We start from the raw sequence: 21,425 nt of genomic DNA, 5'->3' as shown, positions 1-21,425 counted from the left end.
GCGCGGGGCTTGTCTAGACGTGCGTGATGAGATGCGGGCGGTCGTCGTCGCAGGTCTCGGTCAGGTGAGCCTTGTAGCCGACCCAGTAGATCGTGTCGGTGTGAGCGTAGTGCGCCTCAAGGTCGTGGGGCGAGTTCAGGAACAGGCCGGCGGGTGGCGTGTCCTGCGAGGAACGCCAGCCAGAGCAGCTACTTCGCCTGGAGGAGCCGTCCTGCCTGTCGGCGCCAGCGCGAGGACCTCGTGCTGCTGGCGCACGTCCGCTCGGCCTTCGCGCTTTCCAATGAGACCTACGGCAGCCCGCGGATGACGCGCGAGCTTCAGGACCAGGGGCTGAGCGTCGGCCGCCGCCGCACTGCGCGGCTGATGCGGGAAAACGGGTTGCGTGCTCGCCAGCCGCGCCGCTTTCGGCACACCACCGACAGCCAGCACGCCTTCCCGGTCGCGCCCAACCTGCTCGAGCTGGACTTCACGGCCGCGCGTCCGGACGAGAAGTGGGCGGCCGACATCTCCTACCTCTGGACAAGGGAGGGCTGGTTGTACCTCGCTGTTGTCATCGATCTGTTCGCGCGGCGCGTGGTCGGTTGGGCGGCCAGCGACCGGCTCCACAAAGAGTTGGCGCTCACGGCACTGCGACGAGCTTTTGCTGTTCGCGGACCATCAGGCGGCCTGATCCATCATTCAGATCGCAGCAGCCAATATTTCTCGACCGAGTACCAGGCCGAACTCAAAAAGAACGGCATTCTGATCTCGATGTCAGGCAAGGGGAACTGTTACGACAACGCCATGGCCGAGAGCTTCTTCAAGACGCTGAAAAGCGAGTTGGTCTGGCGCACCGTGTTCCACACCCGAGCCGAGGCGAGCGAGGCCCTGGCTCGTTACATCGACGGCTTCTACAATTGCTCATCAGAACGCACATCTCGCTATGCTGTTGATGCGAAGAGGCTTTGCTGCGCCGGATCCGGTACCGCGGGGTGTTTGCTGCGGTTCAGCGTCCCCTGCGCGAGGGCCCGGGCGGCCGGGCTGTCGAGAGCGGCTCGGCTGAACACCCAGGGTCCGTCTGCGAGAGGATGCACCGCATCGACCTCGCCCCGTTCCGCCGCCAGACGAAGCGTGCGCGCGGCCACCCCGACGAGGGCGGCTGCCTGGCTCAGGTTCAGCCAGGGCTCCTCTCCCTCTGCGCCCGCGCGGAACACCGGAATGCGGTAGTGCGAGCGCAGCGCCGTGACGCGCTCGCGCGTGAAGCGGTTGCCGTGCCCTGTCCTCACGCCGTTGCGATTGAGCACGCCCGCGATCACGTCGTCACGCGCGATCAGCGCCAGCGCGCGCACGGCCTCAACCACGTCGGCGGGCGTGCTGGTGCGCTGGCCGCGCCGGCGGCGTGGCAGGCGGTGCTCGGTGTGGGCGCCGCCCACCCAGTGCAGCGTCAGCACGATCTCGGCCCGCGCCTCGTCGAGGTCAGCAACGGCCTCGTGGAGGACAGTGCGCACGATCCGCTTCTTGAGCCGGGCATCCGTTGTCGGTGCCGACCAGATACCGCGCAGGTCCGCGGCCAGCGTCTCGAGCGCCGCAGGAGCGAGGGCGGGCCGCGGAGTGGCCGCTTCGTGCTCGGCGATGCGCGCCTCGCAAGCGCCCACTCGGGCCAGAGCCCGGTTCCAACGCGCCTCGAGTTCGCCGGTCACCAGGCGGTTCTCGGGATCAGCGGCATCGTACTGCCGGAAGGCGCGGTCGGCCGCGAAGCGTGCCGCCTCCAGGTCGCGCACCATGGCCGCGCGGGCCTCGTCGCGCCGCGTGTTCGCCTGTGCCTCGGCCGCTCGCGCCGCCTCAACCGCGGCCGGCTGCACGACAGACAGGAGCGCTGACTCCACCACGTCGTCGACGCGCAGGCCCCCAAAGGCGATGCAGTTCGGCTCGCCGTAGTCGATCCGCCCGCGCACGCAGGCGTAGCGCGGGATCTGTCCCTTGGCCCCCGTGTACTGCACGTTCAGCTTGCGCCCGCAGCGGCCGCAGCCCCGAGAGCAGCGCCGCGCCGAGCTTGGGCGCGCCGCGGGAACTTGCCGGGACGTTCTCGCTCACCATCGCCCGGATCGCCTCCGCCCGCTCCCACGCCACGTAACCTTCATGCGCGCCAGGCTTCAACGCCAGCCATTCCGAACGAGGCGTGCGCCGCGCCCGCGCCTTGGCTCCGGCCGCGTCGTAGCTGGCGGTGACGCGGCTGCGACCGTAGGCGTAGGCGCCGCCATAGGCGGGATTGGCAATGAACGCGCGAAGCGTCGAGTAGCGGGGGCGGCGCCAGACGACCGGACCGGCGTTGACGCGGGTCGGCAGATCGAGCCCGTGCTCCAGGAACCAGAGCAGCGCCTGACGCACGCTGCCGAGTTCGGCCACCTTGTCGATGGCAAGCCGGATCGCCGCCTGCACGCGCCGATCAGGATCCATCTCGAGCCGGGCTCCGACCTTGATGAAGCCCACGGGGGCCGCGACCACGAGCTCGCCGCGGTGGGCCTTCTCGTAGCGCGCCGCCAGCGAGCGCTGGCGCAGAAGGTCGAGCTCGTACTCGTTGAGGCTGCCCTTGAGCCCCAGGAGCAGGCGGTCGTTGCCGAGGCGAGGCGCGTAGATCGTCTCCTGATCAACAAGCAGGGTATCGACGACGCGGCACATCTCCACGAGCTGCTGCCAGTCGCGGCTGTTGCGGGCAAAGCGCGAGACCTCACGGGCGGCGACCGCGCCGACCTTGCCCAGGCACACCTCGGCGACCATGCGCTCGAAGCCGGCGCGGGGCGTCCCGCCGGCGGCCGAGCAGCCGAGGTCCTCGTCGATCACCTCGATCTCAGCAAAGCCGAGCCCCGCAAGCCGCTCGCGCATGGCGTACTGCAGCGCCTGGCTCTCACGGTTGTGCTGGACCTGATGCGCCGAGGACTGGCGGACGTAGAGCACGGCTTTGCGGGCCCGGTGCTGCGGGCCGATCTTCTCAGCGCTCATCGGGGCTGCCTCCGGCTCGGGCGCCCGGCTGCGGATCGGCGCCGCGGGCGTGCGCGACGAGCAGGTGGGTCAGGAGACGGGTGAGGGTCTGCTGGGTCGCCTCCGGCAGGTCGCCTCAGGCCGGCGGCGCTGTCGGGGTCGATGGCCCGCTCGTTAAACCGAGTTCGAGTTGCGGGTCCGACCGGCGCGGTCGGCGCGGAGGATGAGGCATGACGATCTCCCGGGGACTCGGGCGATGCTAGCCGGGCTCGGCTCGGGGCGCGGTGCTGGCCGCCCGTCGCAGCGGCGAGGAGGGCGTGCAAGCTCATCAGCGCGGACATGGCCGCGACCGGCTGCGCCGTCGCCTGCATCGTGCGGCACGCAACGGGATCGAGCATCCAGACCGGGAGTTCCTGAGGGCGGACGATGGGCGCGTCCGCGAGCGAGCAGCGCGCCGCCGCGCCGGTCGTGCGCTCGATCACCTCGTGGACGCAGACGGCGCGCCCGGCCCACGGGTGCCACGCGTAGACCACGACGACCTCGTCGCCCGCGCCGGTACTATGGGTCTTGTGGTGAGAGGTTGTACAACCCGGTACGCCGCCACTCGGCGCTGGATTACGTCAGCCCTGCCCAGTTCGAAAGGCGCAGCGCCAGCCAAACCGCTCTCCACTAATCCGGAGCAAGTCCAATCCGCCCTTCAGCCACAGCCGTCCACGCGGCCGGTGTTTCTGCGGGACCTTCAGCCCCTCGCGACGCCAGATCCGCTGCACCCGATCCTTGCCCACCTGCCACCCGGCTGCCTGCAGCAGCGCGGTCACGCGGCGGTAGCCATAGCGCCCGTACTCGGACGCCAGGGCGATGATGGCGCAGGTCAGCGCATCCTCGTCGGCCGGCACGGTGGGCACGTAGCGGTGCGTGCCCCGGTGCTGACCGACGATCCGACAGGCGTGGCGCTCCGAGAGACCGTACTTCTCTCGGATGCCAGCAACCGCCTGCCGGCGTCGCTCAAGCTCGGATCGTCCCATACCGGCAGGGAATTAGCTCGCCCGCCTCTCGGCAAGCGCATCCGGCCCGCCGCCTCCCTCGCCCCGGAGCCATGCGCCACCCCCTGGGTAATTGCTTCTGCGCCGTACCGCCCGGATCGAAGCCCTTCATGTAGCTCAAAATCCAGACGGTAAAGAACGACAGGAAAGCGGCTCCGATCTTCAACTCGGGCCTGTCGACGAAGATGCTCGACGCACCCCGGACGACGTGAGCGCCGAGAGCGCGATCTGGGCCAGCTTCAGGCGTCGCAGCGTGTTGCTGCAGTTGTCGGCCATCTATTCATGCGTCTTGTGCGTATAGACCACGCGTCCGAAGCACTCCCGGACTTGGTCCTCAAGCGAGGTGAAATCTTCCATCAGCCCTGTCCGACTGGTTCACGCGGTGGGTTTCGGCTGAGGCCCGTAACGGTCCTTGAACCGGACGTGGTTCGCCAGCGGGGCCGGTCGGTAGGAGGCAAGACCGTCGCACTGCACGACAGCGGGAAGGGCAAAGCGTTCGTCGACGCTCGGGTGCACCGTCGCGTCGGGCCTGATCTCCCGGTCCTTGGTCTCCCAGGTCTTGCCCTGCGCCCAGCGCCGCACCCAGCCAGGCACCCACGAGGCCGACATGCGCTCTTCGATGGCGTCGCGCATGCCGGCGACCTCGCAGTGCTGCACGCCGGCTGCGGAGGGATGCAGCCGCAGCCGCGGGATCTGCATCACCTCGACGGGATGCATGGGATCCGCCATCGTCGGCATACCATCCACCTTGAGGCCATCCGGGATGCCGACGGCCTGCTCCAGCATCCACTTGAGCGCGATGTCGGACAGGCGGGACTCGGTCTCGTCGTAGCTGCCGCCGATGTCGGAGTGGTTGCCCGCAAACCAGAACTGCCGGAATTGGTCGGGCGCGCCGGGCGCCCGCGGCGGCGGGGTCTCGGTCGGACCCCATTTCACGCGGTCGAAGTCCTTGCGCCGCTCGTCGATGGCGATGGCGGCGCGGGCGTAGCCGACCTGGGCGCTGAGCAGGCGGTCGAAGTTCTCGCCCTTCCACTCCGCGACGTGGCTCCTCTTCTCGCCGGGCGACGGCCAATCGGTGATGGTCTTGGTCTTCGCGGCCACGAGGTGCCGTCGCACCGCGAAGGCGACCGCCGCCGACGCGACGACGAGGACGCCGGAGGTGATCAGGTCGGCCTGCCAGAAGGGACCGTCGAACAGGTACGAGATGCCTCCGACCACGGCTGACGTCACCGCGATGACAATGGCCAGTGGGATGACCACCGCCGCTGCCAAGCCAGCCTTGATCAGGGTGCGCTTCGGGCCGGCGACCCCCAAGGCAGCGACCGTGTCGAAGGTGCCGATGAAGTAAGGCTCGACGTTGGACTTCCCGTCGCCGTCGTCATGGTCCGAGCCGTACTTGGCCCGAAACCGTCGGGCGAGTTCGTGCCGCTCCGCATCGAAGTCCTTCCGGGGGTGGCCAGCACCATGCTCCAACACCGTCTCGACGGCCTCGCGCGCGATGTCCCGTGTCATCTTGCAGAAGCGCAGCAGCGGACCGCCGGCGCCCTTGGTCGGCACACCGCAGTACATGAGGAGGTTCGCCACGCACCGGACCGTGTAGGCGCCGCGGCTGAAGCCGATCAGGTAGATGCGGTCACCCGGCTCGTAATGGTCGATGATGAAGCGGTAGCAGTCGGCGATGTTCGTGGTAATGCCCCGCCCCGAGACGGAGGCGGCCATCTTCTGCACGAACCTGACGGGCGCCGTCAGGGCCGTGGCGCCGATGTCGGTGCCCAGCCCCGGATCGTAGAACGCGACCTGCTCCGCCGGATCGATGCCGCTCTCAGGCCCGACCTTGCAGACCCGATACATCTTGTAGACGTTGCTGACGCGCTGCTCGGGGCGGACGCCGCCGTCCTGCCCCGTGCCGTCCGAGAAGACCACGATGTTTTTGGCCATGATCCGCCTTACGTGAGGGCATGAGGTTGCGAGCCCATCACGCGACGAGCCCGCCTTGAGCGCCTCAGCGCTCCTTGCGCACGCCCTTGAAGGGGGTGCCGTCCTTCTTTCCGTCCATGAAGCGGCCGGTGTCGGCGTTCCGCTTCGTCCAGGTCTCCGTCTTCGGGTTGAAAACCTGCGAGCGGTCGCGGACCGCGCCGTTCCGGTGCCCATCGCCTCCCAACCCGCCGGCCCTCGCCGCGAGCCGGGAGGACGGCCTGCTGCCCCACGCGCCCACTCACCATGTCACCAAGCCCCTGCAGCAAGGGATCGCGAGCGACCACTTCCGGGTCAAGCGGCCGATGCCGCGGGTGGGTGACTTCCGCTCGTTCACCACGGCCCGGCGCACGGTCCAGGGCTTCGCGGCCATGCTGTGGCTGCGCAAGGACTTCGGGTTCGCGGGCACATGGACCGTGTGCGAGCAGAACCAGCGGCTCGCCTCCTGCATGAAAGCGGGACCATTAGGCCCCTTCCGCGGCTCGCCTCCGAGTCTGCGACAAGCCCCGCCGCAGCCACTATCAAGAGCTCCAGCCATCCATAATCTCGCCAGGGTTGCAATCTTCGCAATTTCACGCTTCTATGGTGAGGTGGGAGGTGAGCATGATACGCCCAGATCCCGAGTCCCACCGCTTATTCAGTAAAGGACATCTTTTCAGGAAGATGGGCGCCCACCCATACTTTGGCAAGAGGAGAAGTTTTTTTCAAATTTTTACTCTCTTTCTAGGATTGCTTGTAAACACTGCTCATGCCGATGAAAAATCTGCTTTGAAGCTGCTTAATTCAACAAATATTATTCGTTTAATCGGTGCCGACTGTCTACTTTCGAGATGTTGGCTATCGGGCGTTTTCGCTCCAAGTGTCGTCCGAGATAATGTCGCTGTGATTCCCATTATTAATGATGGTCCGCAATTGCTCACAATTACCCCTGAGTTTATGCCTACCAACGGACCTGCTGTGGCGCTCGGCGACACCAGCCTGCTCTCAATGCCTCAGCGGATAGAACTTCAGCCGGGTCAGACAGTGGCTCTCCAGTTGAAACTTCCAAACAGAGGTCTTCGCGCCGGCCTCTACACGGGGTAGTTAAGCCTTACAACGTCGGGCAAAGCTGTATTGAGAGTGCCAGTAGAATTCCGAATCCGCGCCTCTGCGTTCTGGGCACTGCTCACGGCCCTTTGCGGGATCGTGCTCGGACGTTTTTCGCAACTTGTCTACGATCCTAAGGTGATTGCGCGGCTACAGCTGCTCGACTGGCTCAACGATATTGATCGAAACCTCGAGGGCGTCACCGACCCCGCCCAGCGCGCGCCATTGCAAATACGGTTGGACAGTCTGCGAAGACGCCTTGCTGCTCGCACCGGCGATGCTGCATCGCTGCAACCTGAGGTCTATAAGTTGGAAACGGACGTAGATGCTGCAAGGAGCAGTCTCGGCATGGCAACCGGCTCCACGTTTAGTTCCGTCGCCAGCCAAAATACTGCAAAGCAAATTGGACGCCAACTTTGCTTTCTGAGATGGGTCGCAGGCGTGTCTCCAGTTCCGCTTCAAGATATTTATGATTGGATGTTGCCTGTTATTGTAGTTCTAACGCTGGCCGCGCTTACTATCGTCTTTGTATTGCAGCAATATGGTGGATCTGGAACAGCAGAAACCTTCGGATCCGGAGGTCTTTCCGACTATGCGGGATTGTTCCTAGCTGGCGTTGCCTCTGAGGTCATTGTGGGGGGGCTGCGCGCCGTCAAGCTGAAATAGTATGAAAAGACACAACTACCCGGTGCGATCGGCTCGCATCCATTCCAGAATGTAAGCGAAACGGGCGCATTGCGCGACCACCTGGAGTGACTGCGATCAGCCAAGCTAAGGTCATCACAAGGAGGAGCATGGGGCCATGATTGACGATCTCCGGGGTGAGAACGAGATAGCCGAAGCTGGTATGATGGCAACAAGGGCGCATACCGAACAGGACGTCGCGCAGGGTGTCACGCGCTGGATGATAGCCAATTTCCGGTCCGATCTGGCGGATGCTGTTAGGTCGACTCCGTTCACTGTGCCACTACTATGCGCCATTGCGTGTAGGGAGGCCGGCATGTACTGGCTGCCGCTCACCCCACATAGGCCGGCGACCGAGATCCTTGGGCTTTGCGTTTATGACGCGAGCGGCGATGTTGCCGGTGCACCGCGAAGCGCATTTCCTACGAACACAGCGCAGTTCCGGCTATCCTACGGCGAGGCTTTTACGGATCTCCTTATAGGGGAGACGAACAAAGCGCGGATGGCCCGCGGCCTCAACCCAGCGTCCATAGTCTACAAGGGCTATGACATATTCCAGTACGACCTGCAATATGTTCGGACGGACGAAGGTTTCTTCAGAGAAAGGAAGTGGTACAATTTCAAAGAGTGCGTCAACCGTGCCGTTTCTGAACTCACCAAGAAGGTGCAGATCACGGGCGATATCCAAGACGCCGTCCGGGCCTACAACGGCTCTGGCCCAAAGGCGCAACAATACGCCCGAGACGTTATGCGCCTTCTGCCCTATTGCGAAGAGGCGGCTGCGACTGCGGTAACTCCAGCCGTTGCGTTCAGCGGTGCTGGAGCCGGACTAAGCTTCGTCGCGTTCGAAGAATCAGGAATAGCTGCGGACGAGGATGACCCGGGTGCTCCAGGTAACAGTGACACGAACGAGACCGCAGATTTTGAGACAGCCCGGTTTCTCGCCAACCTCGGTGCTCCTGGAGCATCAGATGACGCCTCGCTCGACAGTCCAACCTTTGCAGCGATCGGGGCCATCAATCTCGACATTTCTCGGGCGTAGGAATTTCTTGATGCCTGCCGAAACGCGCATCCGCGCGTCACCTATGGACTTGGTAAAAAGGTACCATTTCTCGAAGCCGTGCCGGGGCGCGACTTCACGCAGGTCGATTGCAGCGGCTTCGTGAGAGAAGCCGTTCGCCTTGCCATACTGCCGTTCGTTACCCATCGCGGCGCAGATTGTAACGCCTGCCTCAATGAGTTGGTCAAACAAGTCTCTCTCCGTAGCATCCGGAGCGGCGGGTCCACCAATGCTAAGATTGAGCACGTCCGGCGGATTTTCGACACAGTCCGCCAAGGCACGGCGATACATAATCGGGTTCACGTAGTATACAAAGGCGCCTTGACCCGGCGCATATGTTGGTTCGTCATCAAAAATTTTCCAAACATCAAGTTTGCAGTCGCATATACCTTGAACTGACACGCCGCGGCCGATCAGTGCCGCAATTATCCCGGAGACGTGAGTGCCGTGTCCAATGATGTCTCGGTTTGACACCGGTCTTGTAAGGTCGGGGTGACGCCAATAGTATTGGTCAATTTTTAGCTCGGTATGCCCATCGTCAATACCCGTATCGAAGACGGCTACCCGCACATTGCCAGCTTCCATAAAGCCTTCAGCACGACGGGCCTCTTGCCACCGGATCTTCTCGAGATCCCACAAAACCGATCCGGTTGGCGGTGCCGCCTCGATGCCAATGCCTCCTCCGGCGAGCCGAGTGCGGGAGGTCCTGCGTGCCGTGAGATAACGGACAGGCACACGGGAAACCGAGAGAACATTTGGATCGGCGGCGAGGGCAGTGTGGAGTTGCTGGGTGTCTTGCTCGCGCTTCATCTCGATGAAGCGCACAGCAGCTGCTGCGTCAGTATTTTCGGGGGGTTGTGCTGCGAACATCAACGCTGAGGCGGCTGCCATTCGTAGAGGAGCATTGCCCGCTTGCTCGCTCCGGCGCAGCGGCACAATTCTCTTTACCTGCCCAGCCCGTTCGAAGAATGAAAGCGCACTCAAGCCCTCTGTCTCGGGAGGTGGTGGCATTGCAGCCATTGCCATTGCGGGGGCGACCTGCATCGTCTCCTGCCGCATGTTGACGATTAGGAGCGCGTCGTGATGTTCTGGCAGAGAAGCTGTTGTGAACACGTTTGACATTATTCGACCAGTCGTGATCGCGTCGCTGCGCCCGATGACGGCCGGTGCCCCCACGACCTGAACATCAGCCAAAATTGGCTGCGCCGCCATAGGCTCCGCTCCCACTGCGGTGACCTGGGCCTTGCGCGCAAGGACATAGACGAAAGCCTTCGCCTGCCAGTTTGCCCCCGTCCAGTCGCGAGAGTCCGGGCCGACCCCACCATGCGACTCTAGCGTCTTGCCGTTATTGATTAAGACGACGTGACCAATACCCTTTCGTGAGTCCTGGGGGCGGAGGAATGCAATCCGAACGACACCGTCTTTACTCATAGCTTCGGTGATCGTTGACTTTTCTAATCCCGAGGCACGTGCCCAGTCGTGCTGGTTGATGGAGCCATCTGGGAAGCGGAGCCGCGGGTTTGTGGCAGCCCAACGTCCTATCCAGCAGCAATCCCTGGTATCATCGCGGTTGGCGCTACCGGACTGGACGATCGGGTCACCATGTTTTCAAACAGCGGTAATCACATCTCGGTGGCAGCACCTGGCAAGGCAATCTGGTCGACGCTCCCCGCCTACCCCGGTCAAACGGCTTTTGGAGTCGTGTTCGGCTCCGACAGGCGGCCAAAGCTGGGGGTGCCTGTGCGCCGGGAGATTAATTATGATGCCTGGGATGGAACTTCGATGGCGGCACCACATGTCACGGGGTGCGCTGCCCTTTTCATCGCCAAGGGTATCGCTGCCAACGAAAAGCCGACGCCTGCGCAAGTCAGGCAAGCGCTGATGGAGTCCGCTGATAAGGTACCCGCTATGAATGGAAGCGACTTCAGTGTGGACTACGGTACAGGCCGGATAAATCTGTCCAGGCTACTTCAAGCAGGGCGGTAGATCAATGAAAAGTGTAATGTTCAAATTTGGCGCGCATACACCAGAGAAAGTGCAGGACGAGATCCGCGACCATATCAAGAATCTTGCCGGCGTCAGCAACGTCGGGAGAATCAGTCCTAAGGCAACCAAACCGGCACTGCGGCGACTCTGGTATGCTGAAGTCACTGATGACGCAGCGGCTTCTAAGCTAGTGACAAAGCTACGGGAGCAGGAAGGCATCGAATCCGCTGAATTGCCTTCTCAACGCAGCCTAATTTGATCCGGCGGGCTGTCTTCGTGGCGGCCTGTCGGACTAGAGCGGTGCCCGAGCGGTCTGAGTCGGGACGGGTAGTCGGTCCGGCCTGGTTCTGATCGATGCGCGGCTTTCGCAAGGGGGCTGCCATGCGGTCAGCGTTGTCTGTTAATCTGCGCGAGCGCCTGGTCGTTACGTATCCCTCCGCAGAGGACCGCCTTGCGGGGCAGATGATCGGCCGTTGAGAACAGTGCGTATGGACAGTCATACGCACAGTGCGCGCCTCAGGCGCCTCGAGATTGTTGAGACCGGCCGGCGTCGCTGCTGGTCGGAGGACGAGAAGCTCAAGGTGGTGCGGGAGAGCCTGCAGAGGCCGCGCTTGGTCTCCGCCACCGCACGTCGCTACGGCATCTCGCGCTCGCTGCTCCTGACCTGGCGGCGTGCCTTCGCGGCGAGCCGGTCGGCCCCGGCAGTAACGCCGACCTTCGTGCCGGCGGTGGTCGTGCCCGCGCCGGAGCCCACCAGAGAGCGGGCCGAGACCTCCCGATCATCGTCGACTTCGAGCCGCATGGTGATCGTGCTGGGCAAAGGCCGGCGCATCGTCGTCGATGCCAGCGTGGAGGCCGAGGCGCCGGCCCGCGTGCTGGCTGTGTTGGAGGGGCGATGATCCCGGTCCCCTCGGGCGTCCGGGTCTGGATCGCCAGCGGCCACACCGACATGCGCCGCGGCATGAACGGCCTCTGCCTGCAGGGGCAGGAGGCGCTCGGGCGCGATCCGCACGCCGGGGATCTCTCCGTGTTCCGCGGCCGGCGCGGTGATCTGATCAAATGTCTCTGGCATCACGGTCTCGGGCTATCGCTCTACGCGAAAAGATTGGAGAAGGGCCGCTTTCTCTGGCCCTCACGTAAGCGTCGTTTTGGAGGCACCTTTCGGGAGCTCGGCTGAGCATGGGATACGGAGCGGGTCAGGAGCTCCGTCCTATGTCGATGTCAGAGCGTATGGCTATGTCGGAGCCGGTCCGGCGCCTGGAGCTGTTCACCGGGGCCGGCCGGCGGCGGACGTGGTCGGAGGATGAGAAGGCGGCCATTGTCGCCGAGAGCGAGGCGCCGAACACCTCGATCAGCGCGGTAGCGCGCCGGCATGGCCTGAGCGCCTCGCAGCTGTTCACGTGGCGGCGCTTGGCGCGCCAAGCGGCGATGGATGATCAGCAGGCCGAGCTGCGGTTCGTGCCGGCCGTGCTGATCTCGGAACCGCAGGAGCCGGCGTGTGCAGAGACGAGCCCCAAGCCGCGTTGGCGCCACGGCTGTCACGGCATTGAGGTCGAAGTAGCTGGCGCCACGGTCCGCATCGGCGGGGAGGCGAGCGAGGCTCAGATTGCGGCGGTGATCCGGGCGCTGAAGGTCTCGGCATGATCGGGCCGGCTGGGACAGTGCGCGTGATGCTGGCGACGCGGCCGGTGGACTTCCGCAAAGGTATCGACGGGCTGGCCGCGCTGGTGCGCGAGGCGATGGGAGCGGATCCGTTCTCCGGCACGGTCTATGTGTTCCGCTCGAAGCGGGCAGATCGGACCAAGCTTTTGTTCTGGGATGGGAGCGGGGTGGTTCTCGCGGCCAAGCGTCTGGAGGACGGTCAATTCTGCTGGCCGAAGGCTCAGGACGGCGTCGTGCGCCTCACGGCTGCGCAGCTCTCGGCCCTGCTCGAAGGGCTGGACTGGAAGCGTGTCCACGAGGCTCGTCAGGTGAGCGCGCCAGCGGTGGCAGGCTGAGCAAAAAGAACGGCGCGAGGGGACGTCGTACTGGTAAGTGGCTGAGTGATCTGATCTAATCCGCTTTGTGGCTGCGCCTGCTTCACCCTCGCCCGACGATCCCGAGACGCTCAAGGCGCTGCTCGCCGAGGAGCGGGCCGAGAACGAGCGGCTGCGCCAGATCATCAAGGCGATGCAGCGTCATCGCTTCGGCCGTCGCGCCGAGAGCCTGCCCGAGGACCAGCTCCTGCTCGGGCTGGAGGAGGCCGAGCAGGTCGAAGCCGAGGGTCTTGCGGCCGAGGAAACCGCGCCGGCGGTGAGGGCCGAGCGTACAGCGCGCCGGCGCAACAATCGCGGGGCCCTGCCCGCCCATCTGCCGCGCGTCGAGCGCGTGGTCGACATCGAGAGCCCCGTCTGCCCCTGCTGCTCGGGCAGCCTGCACCGGATCGGCGAGGACGTGTCCGAGCGCCTCGACATCGTACCGGCCCAAGTCCGGGTCATTGTGATCCGGCGCCCGCGTTACGCGTGCCGTGCCTGCGAGGCTATTGTGCTGCAGGCGTCCGCGCCGGCGCGGCTGATCGAGGGCGGGTTGCCCACCGACGACCTCGTCGCGCACGTGCTCGTCGCCAAGTACGCCGACCACCTGCCACTCTATCGTCAGGCACAGATCTTCGCGCGTCAGGGCATAGCTCTCGACCGCTCGACGCTCGCGGATTGGGTCGGCCGTGCTGCGTTCCTGCTGCGGCCGGTCCACGCGCGGCTGCTGGGGAGGCTGAAGGCTTCGGGCAAGCTGTTTGCCGACGAGACCAGCGCGCCGGTGCTCGATCCCGGACGCGGCCGCACCAAGACAGGCCAGCTCTGGGCGTATGCCCGCGACGACCGGCCCTGGGGCGGCACCGATCCGCCGGGCGTTGCCTACGTCTACGCACCCGACCGCACGGCCAAGCAGCCCATCGCGCATCTTGCCGGCTTCCGGGGCGTGCTGCAGGTCGATGGCTATGACGGCTACAAGGCGCTGGCCAGGCAAGGCGAGGTCCGGCTCGCCTACTGCTGGAGCCATGTACGGCGGGCGTTCTACGATCTTGATGGGCCGATCGCGGCCGAGGTGCTCACGCGCATCGCGGGCCTTTACCGGATCGAGGCCGAGATCCGCGGCCGTCCTGCCGAGGAGCGCCGCACCGCACGTCAGGCGCGCAGCCGTCCCATCCTGGAGGCCCTAGAGCCCTGGCTGCGGGAGAAGCTCGCCCTCATCAGCCAGAAGAGCAAGCTGGCCGAAGCGATCCGCTACGCGCTGAGCCGCTGGGCTGGCCTGAGCCTGTTCCTCGATGACGGGCGGGTCGAACTCGACACCAACGTGGTCGAGCGCGCGATCCGTCCCCTGGCCCTGACGAGAAAGAATGCTCTCTTCGCCGGCTCGGATGGCGGGGCCGCGCACTGGGCGGTGATCGCCTCGCTGATCGAGACCTGCAAGCTCACGGGCGTCGGACCGCAGGCCTATCTTGCCGACGTGATCACCCGCATCATCGAGGGCCATCCCAACAGCCGCATCGACGAGCTGCTGCCCTGGGCCTACCCGGTCACGCCCACGCTCAGGGATGTGGCCTGAGGAAGACGCTTACATCCGAACGGCCGCATTGACGAGTTGCGGCCTTGGGCCTACCCGCGCGCACAAGCCCTCAGAGCCGTGGCCTGATGGCAGCGCTTACCCGACACCGCCCCGGCCTCCTCTTGCAAACGGTCGATTAGGCCTAATTTCCCCTGCTGCATTGTAGCAAGTACTGGGCGCATCTAAGCCTGATACACGCATTGGTGCCCTCTCCGGAGCCTTTTCCGGCGGCTATGTACGAAAAAGCGCTCGGGCGCGCAGCGGAAATCTCACTCAATCGCGTGCCGTCTTCCCGAAAGGCCGATGTTAATACACCGCGGCCAGGTAGGCGGCGATGACCTTGGCGTCGGCCTCGCTGATCGGGGCGCCGTAGACCTTGATCATCTTGGTCACCTCGGCGTCCCAGAAGGCTCGGCCTTTCCCGGGCGGCTGTATGGCGATGTAGTCGACCGAGTGGCAGGTCAGGCAGTTGGCCTGCGTGGCCTCGTACCCGGCTGCGTGCGCCTTGTCCCTCGGCTCCTTCAGCTGCGCCGTTGGCTCGGGCAGCGCGTAGGTGCGCGGCCCGGCCAACGCCGCGCCTCCGGCGAGCAGGCCCGCGGCCGCGGCGGCGGTCAGGAATCGCTTCGTCATCATCGCCTCTCTCACGCCGCCTGCACCCGGGTGGTCTCGACGACGTTGCGCATGTAGCCGGCCGGGTTCCACAGAGGGTCGAGCGGCTGCGTCTGCCCGATCCGGTTCGTCGCGCGCACCCGGATCGCATGCGCCCCCGGCGCCAGATCGACCCGCAGGCTCCAGGGCCGGAAGGAGTAGCGCCCGAGATCCTCACCGAGCGCCGCCCGCCTCCAGGTGCGGCCGTCATCGGTCGAGACCGCGACCTCCGTCACGCCGGAGCCGCCGTCGAAGGCGATGCCGCGCAACAGGGTCTCGCCCGCGGGCACCCGCGCCCCGTCGGCGAGGTTGGTGACGAAGGAGCGGACGTTGTAGCGCCCGATCGGCACCGTGGCCGTGGGCGCCTGGCCCGGCTCCGTGCAGGCGCACGCATTGGCCGGAATCCGGTAGGCCGACTTCATCCAGAAGCTCTCGAACGGCTGATCGAGCACCGTGATGCGGTTCAGGTGCTTGACCCAGTAGGTGCCGTAATAGCCCGGCACCACCAGGCGCAAGGGATAGCCGTTGAGCCAGGGCAGCTCCGCGCCGTTCATCGCATAGGCCAGCAGCACCTCGCCGTCGCGGGCGTGGTCGAGGTCGAGCGCCTTGGCGTAGTCGGGTGTGGCCGGGAGCACCGGCCCGTCGAGGCCCTCGAAGGCGACCTGCACGGCGCCGCGGCGCAGGCCGGCCTTGTCGAGCACGCTGCGCAGCGGCACGCCGGCCCAGCGGGCATTGCCCATGGCGCCGTTGGCGAGCTGGCCGCCGGCGACCCGCGGCGCGACGAAGCCGCGCGAATTGCCCGAGCACTGGTTGACCGCGACGACCTCGCTGCCCGGCAGCGCCCGCAGCTCGGCCAGCGAGAGCGAGAGCGGGGTCTCGACATGGCCCGTGACCTCCAGGCGGAAGCTGTCGGGGTCGATGGCGGTCGGGAGGTCGGCGAGGTGGTAGCGCACGAAGAAGGCGTCGTTGGGGGTGATCACGCCCTCGTCGAAGATGCCGAAGGGGGTCTCGAGCTGCGGCGGCCGGCTGGTCATCTCCAAGAGCGGGCGCTTGCCCGGATAGGCGACGAGCGGGCGCTCGCCGTTGCCGAACGGCAGCCGCGCCAGTTCGTCCGCTAGCCCGCGCAGCGGCGATACGAGCGTGGTGCCGCTAAACACAACGGCGCCTAGCCCGGCGCGTCTCAAGAGCTCTCGCCTGTCAAGCAAAGGACTTCCTCCAATCTGACGCCGTTCGCGCGCCCTGGAGCGAAGAGTTACTGAGGAAGCTGACGGAGCGACTAGATTTGACATAGAGCCCTCTCCTGGCGCGACCAAAATTCAACAACGTTCTTTGAGGTCAAATGGACTGTAAGAGCCCATACTTGATGAAATGCATAACTCCTGCGGATGCGCCTATTTTAGATTTCCGTTTGTCATTCAAAAATCGCGGTCTGCAACTGTTATTAGATTGGGTTGATATTCGATGGGCATCTTCTATCCTTTCTGCTTGGTTTGGCTGTGACTCTGGCCAATTGAGTAGCGTCAGGATGGGATAACGTACGCTCCCTGGATATGGTCAGATCACTAGCCGAAATATGATGAAGGCCCCGGTCGCAATAAGCACGGAGGCGGCTATTGTCCGCAGAGTGGCGCGCGGAACATGGTGAGCAACCCCAGCGCCAACTGTACTGCCCACGGCTAGGCCGATCGAGAGAAGTACGCTGAGGTAGATGTCGAGAGAACCGAAGGCGTAGGCGCCTAGGGTCGCAAGGGCGGCGACAGGCAGCTGGATCGCTTGGCCAAGCCCAACCGCCGTGAGCACCGGATAGCCAAATGTCAGCAGCAAGGGAACCAGGATCACCGGCCCGCCGGTACCTGTCACTGCCGACAACAGGCCGACGCAGGCTCCCATGGCGACAAAGCCAAGCGTACCAAGGGCCAACGGGGGTGTATCGACCACGCTGTTGCCACGAAGATTGTACAGGCCCGACATAATGGCGAGCGCCGCAATGAGCATCTCAATAATATGCGCATTTATGGCGCCGCTGGCCCAGGCGCCGAGCAGAGCTCCTGGTGCTGCACCAAGACACAGGCTGAGTGCGAGTGTCCAGCGTATTGAGCCATTCCGACCAAAGACCAGCGTTCCAGAGAGGCCAGTCAGAACGTAGCCTGCCATTGCCGCCGCGATTGCGGTGCCGATTGGGATGCCAATCCCAAGGGTCATGACAGGCACTAAGATGACCCCGCCAATCCCCACGCAGCCGATCATGAGACCGCTCACTAGCCCGAGGCTAAGAAGCGTGGCCGTCATACTCGCCGCAGCGTCCAAAGAACCACCTCAGCCGAACTTGTCGTACCGGATCCGATCCGGCGTCATGCGGCCCTCGATGATGAGGGTTCGGAGCGCGCCGTCGACCATAGGCGGCGGTCCGGCGATGTAGCTCATGACGTTGTCGTAACGCCCCTTCATCGCACGCGCGCAGACCTCGTGGACCAACCCCTCAACGACTCGGACATGAGGATGGCCGGGATGAACAGGAGAAGCCACCGCCTCGTCCGATATGGCCAGGGTGACTTCCAGATTTCCATTCGCAGCCGCAACGTGTTCGCTGAAATCTGCCAAGTAAAAGCTATCGTCCAGCGTACGCACTCCGAAGAACACGTAACCCTTGTGGCTGCTGAAGTAATCCTCCTGCACTGCCCGTGAAAGAATTGACATCATGCCAGCAATGCCGGAGCCGCCGGCAATCATCAGCAGATCGTAATTTTCCTCAGGATGAAATGTCGCTCGGCCGAGCGGGCCGAACACATCAACGGTCTGTCCTTCCCGTGATGCTTCGAAAATCCAGTTTCCGAAGCCGCCGCCGGGCTTGCGTTTGATCACAAGCTCGAGGCGACGGGTTTCCGTCGCGAAGTTCACCATTGAGTATGCCCGCATTCCCTGCAGGTGAGGCGCGCGCAGGACGACGAACTGGCCGGCATCGAAGCTCATGGGGTCGTTCAGTGAGATCTCAAAGTGGATCACGTCCTGAGTCAGGTGCCGGACGCAGTCAATCACGGCGCTGTGGTGTCGCGGAACGGCGTGCCGCGGGGAGGTGTGGACGTGGGCCGGCACACGCAGCACGCAATCACTTTGCGGCCGTGTCTGGCACATCAGGATGTCGCCCTTGTCGCGCTTGAGCCCTTTATGGCCGGGCGCGGCTTCCCACCCGACAGCAACGCTCCCGGAAGCGACCCGGGCACGGCAAGTGCCGCAGGTTCCGGTGGCGCACTCATATGGAAGCGTCAGACCCTGTCGCAACCCTGCGTAAAGCAAGTTCTCATTCGGCTCGCAGGTAAAGGCGAGTGTGCCCGATTTCGATTGAACTTCTACGTTCCAACGGCGGCTCTGGTCGTCCCGATCATTCGTATCAGAGCGCGGCAAGGACTCGAACTGGCTGACCACCGGGCCTGAGTCATTTGAAAAAGTCGTCGTCGTCATCGCCGGTGTCTTCCTCAAAGTCGTAGGTTAGCTCCTCGTCGACGAGAGCCAGAAGGCGTCCGCCCTCCTGCTTAACCTCATAGGTCTTGAGCGGCTTCTCGGCCTCGCCGACCATGTCGAGGCTGCGCAAGTCCCACGCCCACAGGTGTTTGGTGCAGGTCAGGACGCAATTGGCGATGACACCCGATTCCTCGAGTGGCTCCTCCATGTGGGGACAGACCGGTGGAATAGCCCGGAATCCGCCACCATAATTCGCCACGACGATGCGGACGCCGTCGGCATCGACGAGCTTCAGCGAGTTCTCGGCAACCTCAGCCGCTTCGCATAAATACCTCCAGCCCATAAAACCTCCGCTTCCGCTTGTACGTGCCCGCCGATTGTAGGTGTGGGGCTTCGCTCCGTATCCGCACGCGCCCCTTCGTTCTGAACAAGATTGGCCGCCAAGAAGGCGGCGGGATCACCTTTGCACTCGCTGGCGACGGCCTCATAGAGTGGCCTAGAGTGGCCAGTGGGAGCCTTTGTCGAGGCGGCGGTTGAGCAGCCTGACCTCGCGCGAGACGAACTTCACGCCTGCATCGTCGAACCGAAGCTGGTCATAGTACTTGCCGACCAGGAACAGCCGGCTCTCGCCCGCGTCGATGTGAGAGTTCGTGCCGTCAAGCATGTGTTGGAAGATCACAACCGAGGAGACCGTCTGAGCCGTTGTCCCGTCAGGGGAGATCTCGACCGTGTAGACACTGGTGTGGCGGGTCAGCGGCGAATGGTCAGTGTTGTGCTTGGGCAGCAGGCGGATCAGACTGTCAAGATCCTTGCGCGAGGCGTGCAAATAGGTCATATCGTAGTTGATCTCTGGACTCCACGACTTGATGTCGTAGGTGAAGTCCTCTGCGCAGAGTGCAAGCCAGTCATTCCAGCGCTGATCATCCAGAAGCAGGCTCGCCTGGTAAATCGCATCGCGGGCAAGCGTCTGCCGCTGGTCGAGGTACGAACCGGCCCGTGCTGTGTCGCTGCCGGTCAACATCGAGGTTCCCATTGCCTCTTCCTCCCTTTATCCTCCGGTTCATTTCAAGGCTGGCGTGTATGGACCGGATCCTGATTGCTCGAATGCGCTTCGGAATCGAGATCGTCTCAGGCCGCATTGACCGAGATCGGTTCCGTCGCGCGCTGCCGGGCGGAGTCTGACGGGGCGGGGAGCCCCGTCAGGTAAGCTCGCGGCGTGCTCTACTCGGCCGCGACAGCCGGCGGCGCGTAGGGTTTCGACGGGTCGCGCGGCAAACGGTTCATCCACCGGCCCCACTCGTCGTAGTAGTGGCGCATACCGTTCTCGTCGTGGATGGTCTGATTCTCGTGGCGTCCGTGCAGAATGCGGCGCGGTTCGGAGCCGGGTCGCATCGTGGTGCCTTGCCCCTGCACGCCGATCAGGTCCTCGTGCAGGTTGCGGCCGAACGGACCCCAGATCGAATTGTGGTGATTGATGCGGGTCTGACGCTCCTCCTTCGTGTCGCTCTTGAGCCCCAGACCGCGGAACTCGATCATCGTCTTGTTCGGACCGAGTGGCGTGACAACGTCGCAGCGCAGAGCCGAGCCCCGGAGGTTGAAGTTCATGCCGGGGAACAGATCGATCATGTACCACTGGTTCGGCGGCAGATACGGGAATGATAGTCCGGCGCGGCTCTCGAAGCCTTCGTATTGATCGTAGTTCACCTCGAAGGTGCCGACCACGATATGACCGTGTTCAAAGGCTTCGTTCTTTCTGGCGAAGTACGCGTCGTTAAAGCCGGTGACACGATTGTGGTAGTGCATGAAGTCGTGATAGAATTCACAGTTCGTATCGTGCCAGAGCTTGTAGTTCGTGTCGACGATAGCCTTGTGGTAGTGGAAGACCTCGAGAGGCTCCGCATCGAGCGTCTTGCGCAGGCATTCGAATGGGGCACCCGCCCAATCCTCCAGGGGAACGGGATTGTCGTCCAGGCTCACCCAGACGAAACCGCCGAACTTCACCTCGCAGCGCAGTCGCCGCAGCCCGACATCCTCCTTGCTGAGGCGGTCCTGGTAGCCCTCCTTCTCGCGGCTGACGTAGACGCAGTTGCCCTTCAGGTCGAACTGCCAGGCATGGAACATGCAGGTCATCCGCTTCGGATTGCCCGAAGCCGAGGCCTCGTAGAAGCTGCCGGAGGGACGACGCTCGATGATCATGCCACGATGCGGGCAGACATTGAGGAAGGCACGTACGACGTTGTCGGGACCGCGGCAGACGACAATCGGTTCATTGGCGATGCTGGTGGTGCGGAAGTCGTAGGGCTTCGGCAGCTCGGACTCGTGACAGACGGGGACCCAGGTATGCTTGAAGATCTTCTCCAGCTCTTCCTCGAAGATCTCTTGATCGGTGTAGAGTCGGCTGTCGATCCACTCACCCGTCTGCAGGGGTGGATTTGCGGTCCATTGCTGGTAGTTTCTCGCGGGCATTCACGCTCCTCCTCGGGTTCTGGGTGTCCTCTGCGGATTGAGCACTGCGGAGCCCTGGTTTTCCGCGGACCTCAGCAGTGATCAAGGCGCAGGCATTGGGCCGTGATGCGCGGGCTGGACAACGTCAAGCGGAGCTAGAGGGCGGCCGTGTTGGCGTTAGGACCGCTGATCCGCTGAAGGCTGCCGGGTACCGCGAGCAGCCCGGGCATCGTCATGCTGAAACATGGTCCTTCTGTTGTGCTTTGGATAATTGATATTTCTTATTCTACCATAGCCTGCGCCGCTCTGATTAGCTTGTGCGCCAAGTTGATCTTAGCCGTTTAACTCCTTGGTGTTTTTGCGATATTACGGCGGAGCCTCGTGACCAAGTGGCGGGCATCGTACAGGATCCCGTCTATGATCCACCTTGCGGGCACACTCCTGCTCAAGCAAACCGGTAGACCGGATCGCCATAATCGTGCAGCGCCGATCCTGCGACG

21 protein-coding genes and 4 pseudogenes are annotated in these 21,425 nt (G+C 63.9%); 12 read left to right on the top strand and 13 right to left on the bottom strand.

Translation table 11 applies throughout. The features are described 5' to 3' along the window. Positions 1–159 precede the first annotated feature (159 nt). Positions 160–897: pseudogene (locus MNOD_RS44765) on the top strand (IS3 family transposase); the annotation flags it as partial. Positions 898–920: 23 nt separating this feature from the next. Here the strand turns inward: MNOD_RS44765 and MNOD_RS36885 are convergent. The 5 genes and pseudogenes from MNOD_RS36885 to MNOD_RS45875 form a co-directional block, all read right to left on the bottom strand. Beyond that, positions 921–2,979 (bottom strand): annotated as a pseudogene (locus MNOD_RS36885) (recombinase family protein). A gap of 668 nt (positions 2,980–3,647) precedes the next feature. Beyond that, positions 3,648–3,962: pseudogene (locus MNOD_RS36880) on the bottom strand (IS3 family transposase); the annotation flags it as partial. A 315-nt stretch (positions 3,963–4,277) separates the two neighbouring features. Continuing rightward, on the bottom strand, positions 4,278–4,358 hold the full coding sequence (locus MNOD_RS50405) for a hypothetical protein (RefSeq protein ID WP_341874505.1): 81 nt from the start codon (positions 4,356–4,358) through the stop codon (positions 4,278–4,280). Positions 4,359–4,376: 18 nt separating this feature from the next. Then, positions 4,377–5,939 (bottom strand): DUF2235 domain-containing protein, encoded by a 1,563-nt coding sequence (locus MNOD_RS36875; protein ID WP_015934059.1) that lies wholly within the window; start codon positions 5,937–5,939, stop codon positions 4,377–4,379. Positions 5,940–6,003: 64 nt separating this feature from the next. Continuing rightward, entirely contained in the window at positions 6,004–6,162 is a 159-nt protein-coding gene (locus MNOD_RS45875) for a hypothetical protein (protein ID WP_015934058.1), read from the bottom strand. On the opposite strand from MNOD_RS45875, the pseudogene MNOD_RS44760 reads away from it, so the two are divergent. The 4 genes and pseudogenes from MNOD_RS44760 to MNOD_RS42120 all read left to right on the top strand — a co-directional run. Beyond that, positions 6,158–6,424, top strand: a pseudogene (locus MNOD_RS44760) (DDE-type integrase/transposase/recombinase); the annotation flags it as partial. The gene MNOD_RS45875 and the pseudogene MNOD_RS44760 sit on opposite strands and share 5 nt — an antisense overlap. A gap of 154 nt (positions 6,425–6,578) precedes the next feature. Continuing rightward, entirely contained in the window at positions 6,579–7,058 is a 480-nt protein-coding gene (locus tag MNOD_RS47505; RefSeq protein ID WP_157091790.1) for a hypothetical protein, read from the top strand. A gap of 36 nt (positions 7,059–7,094) precedes the next feature. Then, positions 7,095–7,727 (top strand): hypothetical protein, encoded by a 633-nt coding sequence (locus tag MNOD_RS47500; RefSeq protein ID WP_157091789.1) that lies wholly within the window; start codon positions 7,095–7,097, stop codon positions 7,725–7,727. Between the two features lie 136 nt (positions 7,728–7,863). Next, positions 7,864–8,787: a hypothetical protein gene (locus MNOD_RS42120; RefSeq protein ID WP_050783588.1), complete on the top strand. Its 924-nt coding sequence runs from the start codon at positions 7,864–7,866 to the stop codon at positions 8,785–8,787. Here MNOD_RS42120 and MNOD_RS44755 read toward each other — a convergent pair. Then, complete coding sequence (locus MNOD_RS44755; protein ID WP_015934055.1) at positions 8,713–10,017, bottom strand: S8 family serine peptidase; 1,305 nt, start codon at positions 10,015–10,017, stop codon at positions 8,713–8,715. The genes MNOD_RS42120 and MNOD_RS44755 overlap by 75 nt on opposite strands. A 267-nt stretch (positions 10,018–10,284) precedes the next feature. Here MNOD_RS44755 and MNOD_RS44750 point away from each other — a divergent pair, with 267 nt between their 5' ends. The 7 genes from MNOD_RS44750 (at position 10,285) to MNOD_RS36835 (ending at position 14,373) form a co-directional block, all read left to right on the top strand. Next, positions 10,285–10,791 carry a S8 family serine peptidase gene (locus tag MNOD_RS44750; RefSeq protein WP_083786719.1) on the top strand — a complete coding sequence of 169 codons (507 nt, stop codon included), beginning with the start codon at positions 10,285–10,287 and terminating at the stop codon, positions 10,789–10,791. Between the two features lie 16 nt (positions 10,792–10,807). Further along, positions 10,808–11,050, top strand: coding sequence for a hypothetical protein (locus MNOD_RS44745; protein ID WP_244424864.1), 243 nt, complete (start codon positions 10,808–10,810; stop codon positions 11,048–11,050). 229 nt (positions 11,051–11,279) lie between these two features. Then, on the top strand, positions 11,280–11,690 hold the full coding sequence (gene tnpA / locus MNOD_RS36855; protein WP_015934054.1) for an IS66-like element accessory protein TnpA: 411 nt from the start codon (positions 11,280–11,282) through the stop codon (positions 11,688–11,690). Beyond that, positions 11,687–11,968, top strand: coding sequence for an IS66 family insertion sequence element accessory protein TnpB (gene tnpB, locus MNOD_RS36850; protein WP_015934053.1), 282 nt, complete (start codon positions 11,687–11,689; stop codon positions 11,966–11,968). The genes tnpA (MNOD_RS36855) and tnpB (MNOD_RS36850) overlap by 4 nt, the downstream gene beginning before the upstream one ends. A gap of 59 nt (positions 11,969–12,027) precedes the next feature. Then, positions 12,028–12,435, top strand: coding sequence for an IS66-like element accessory protein TnpA (tnpA, locus tag MNOD_RS36845; protein ID WP_244424538.1), 408 nt, complete (start codon positions 12,028–12,030; stop codon positions 12,433–12,435). Further along, a complete protein-coding gene (gene tnpB / locus MNOD_RS36840) occupies positions 12,432–12,788 on the top strand; it encodes an IS66 family insertion sequence element accessory protein TnpB (RefSeq protein WP_015930854.1) in 357 nt (118 codons plus the stop codon). Before tnpA (MNOD_RS36845) ends, tnpB (MNOD_RS36840) begins: the two co-directional genes overlap by 4 nt. Before the next feature lie 67 nt (positions 12,789–12,855). Next, on the top strand, positions 12,856–14,373 hold the full coding sequence (locus tag MNOD_RS36835; protein ID WP_015930855.1) for an IS66-like element ISMno13 family transposase: 1,518 nt from the start codon (positions 12,856–12,858) through the stop codon (positions 14,371–14,373). 306 nt (positions 14,374–14,679) lie between these two features. On the opposite strand, the gene sorB is transcribed toward MNOD_RS36835, so the two are convergent. From sorB to MNOD_RS36800, 7 genes are all read right to left on the bottom strand, one after another. Next, positions 14,680–15,003, bottom strand: coding sequence for a SorB family sulfite dehydrogenase c-type cytochrome subunit (sorB, locus tag MNOD_RS36830; RefSeq protein WP_015934052.1), 324 nt, complete (start codon positions 15,001–15,003; stop codon positions 14,680–14,682). Between the two features lie 11 nt (positions 15,004–15,014). Next, entirely contained in the window at positions 15,015–16,226 is a 1,212-nt protein-coding gene (gene sorA / locus MNOD_RS36825) for a SorA family sulfite dehydrogenase catalytic subunit (RefSeq protein WP_015934051.1), read from the bottom strand. Between the two features lie 349 nt (positions 16,227–16,575). Next, positions 16,576–17,310 carry a sulfite exporter TauE/SafE family protein gene (locus MNOD_RS36820; protein WP_015934050.1) on the bottom strand — a complete coding sequence of 245 codons (735 nt, stop codon included), beginning with the start codon at positions 17,308–17,310 and terminating at the stop codon, positions 16,576–16,578. Positions 17,311–17,337: 27 nt separating this feature from the next. Next, positions 17,338–18,480, bottom strand: coding sequence for a 2Fe-2S iron-sulfur cluster-binding protein (locus tag MNOD_RS36815; protein ID WP_157091787.1), 1,143 nt, complete (start codon positions 18,478–18,480; stop codon positions 17,338–17,340). Beyond that, the gene (locus tag MNOD_RS42115; protein ID WP_015934048.1) at positions 18,455–18,823 is read right to left on the bottom strand and encodes a Rieske 2Fe-2S domain-containing protein; all 369 of its coding nucleotides are present in this window, start codon (positions 18,821–18,823) and stop codon (positions 18,455–18,457) included. The genes MNOD_RS36815 and MNOD_RS42115 overlap by 26 nt, the downstream gene beginning before the upstream one ends. A 153-nt stretch (positions 18,824–18,976) precedes the next feature. Next, positions 18,977–19,513: a nuclear transport factor 2 family protein gene (locus MNOD_RS36805; RefSeq protein ID WP_015934047.1), complete on the bottom strand. Its 537-nt coding sequence runs from the start codon at positions 19,511–19,513 to the stop codon at positions 18,977–18,979. Positions 19,514–19,701: 188 nt separating this feature from the next. Continuing rightward, positions 19,702–20,946, bottom strand: a complete 1,245-nt coding sequence (locus tag MNOD_RS36800) for an aromatic ring-hydroxylating oxygenase subunit alpha (RefSeq protein WP_015934046.1) — start codon at positions 20,944–20,946, stop codon at positions 19,702–19,704. Positions 20,947–21,425 lie beyond the last annotated feature (479 nt).

The sequence above is a fragment of the Methylobacterium nodulans ORS 2060 genome (assembly GCF_000022085.1).
Classification (GTDB): domain Bacteria; phylum Pseudomonadota; class Alphaproteobacteria; order Rhizobiales; family Beijerinckiaceae; genus Methylobacterium; species Methylobacterium nodulans.
Note: the sequence above shows the minus strand (reverse complement) of the source record. Positions and strands in the feature narration are given on the sequence as shown.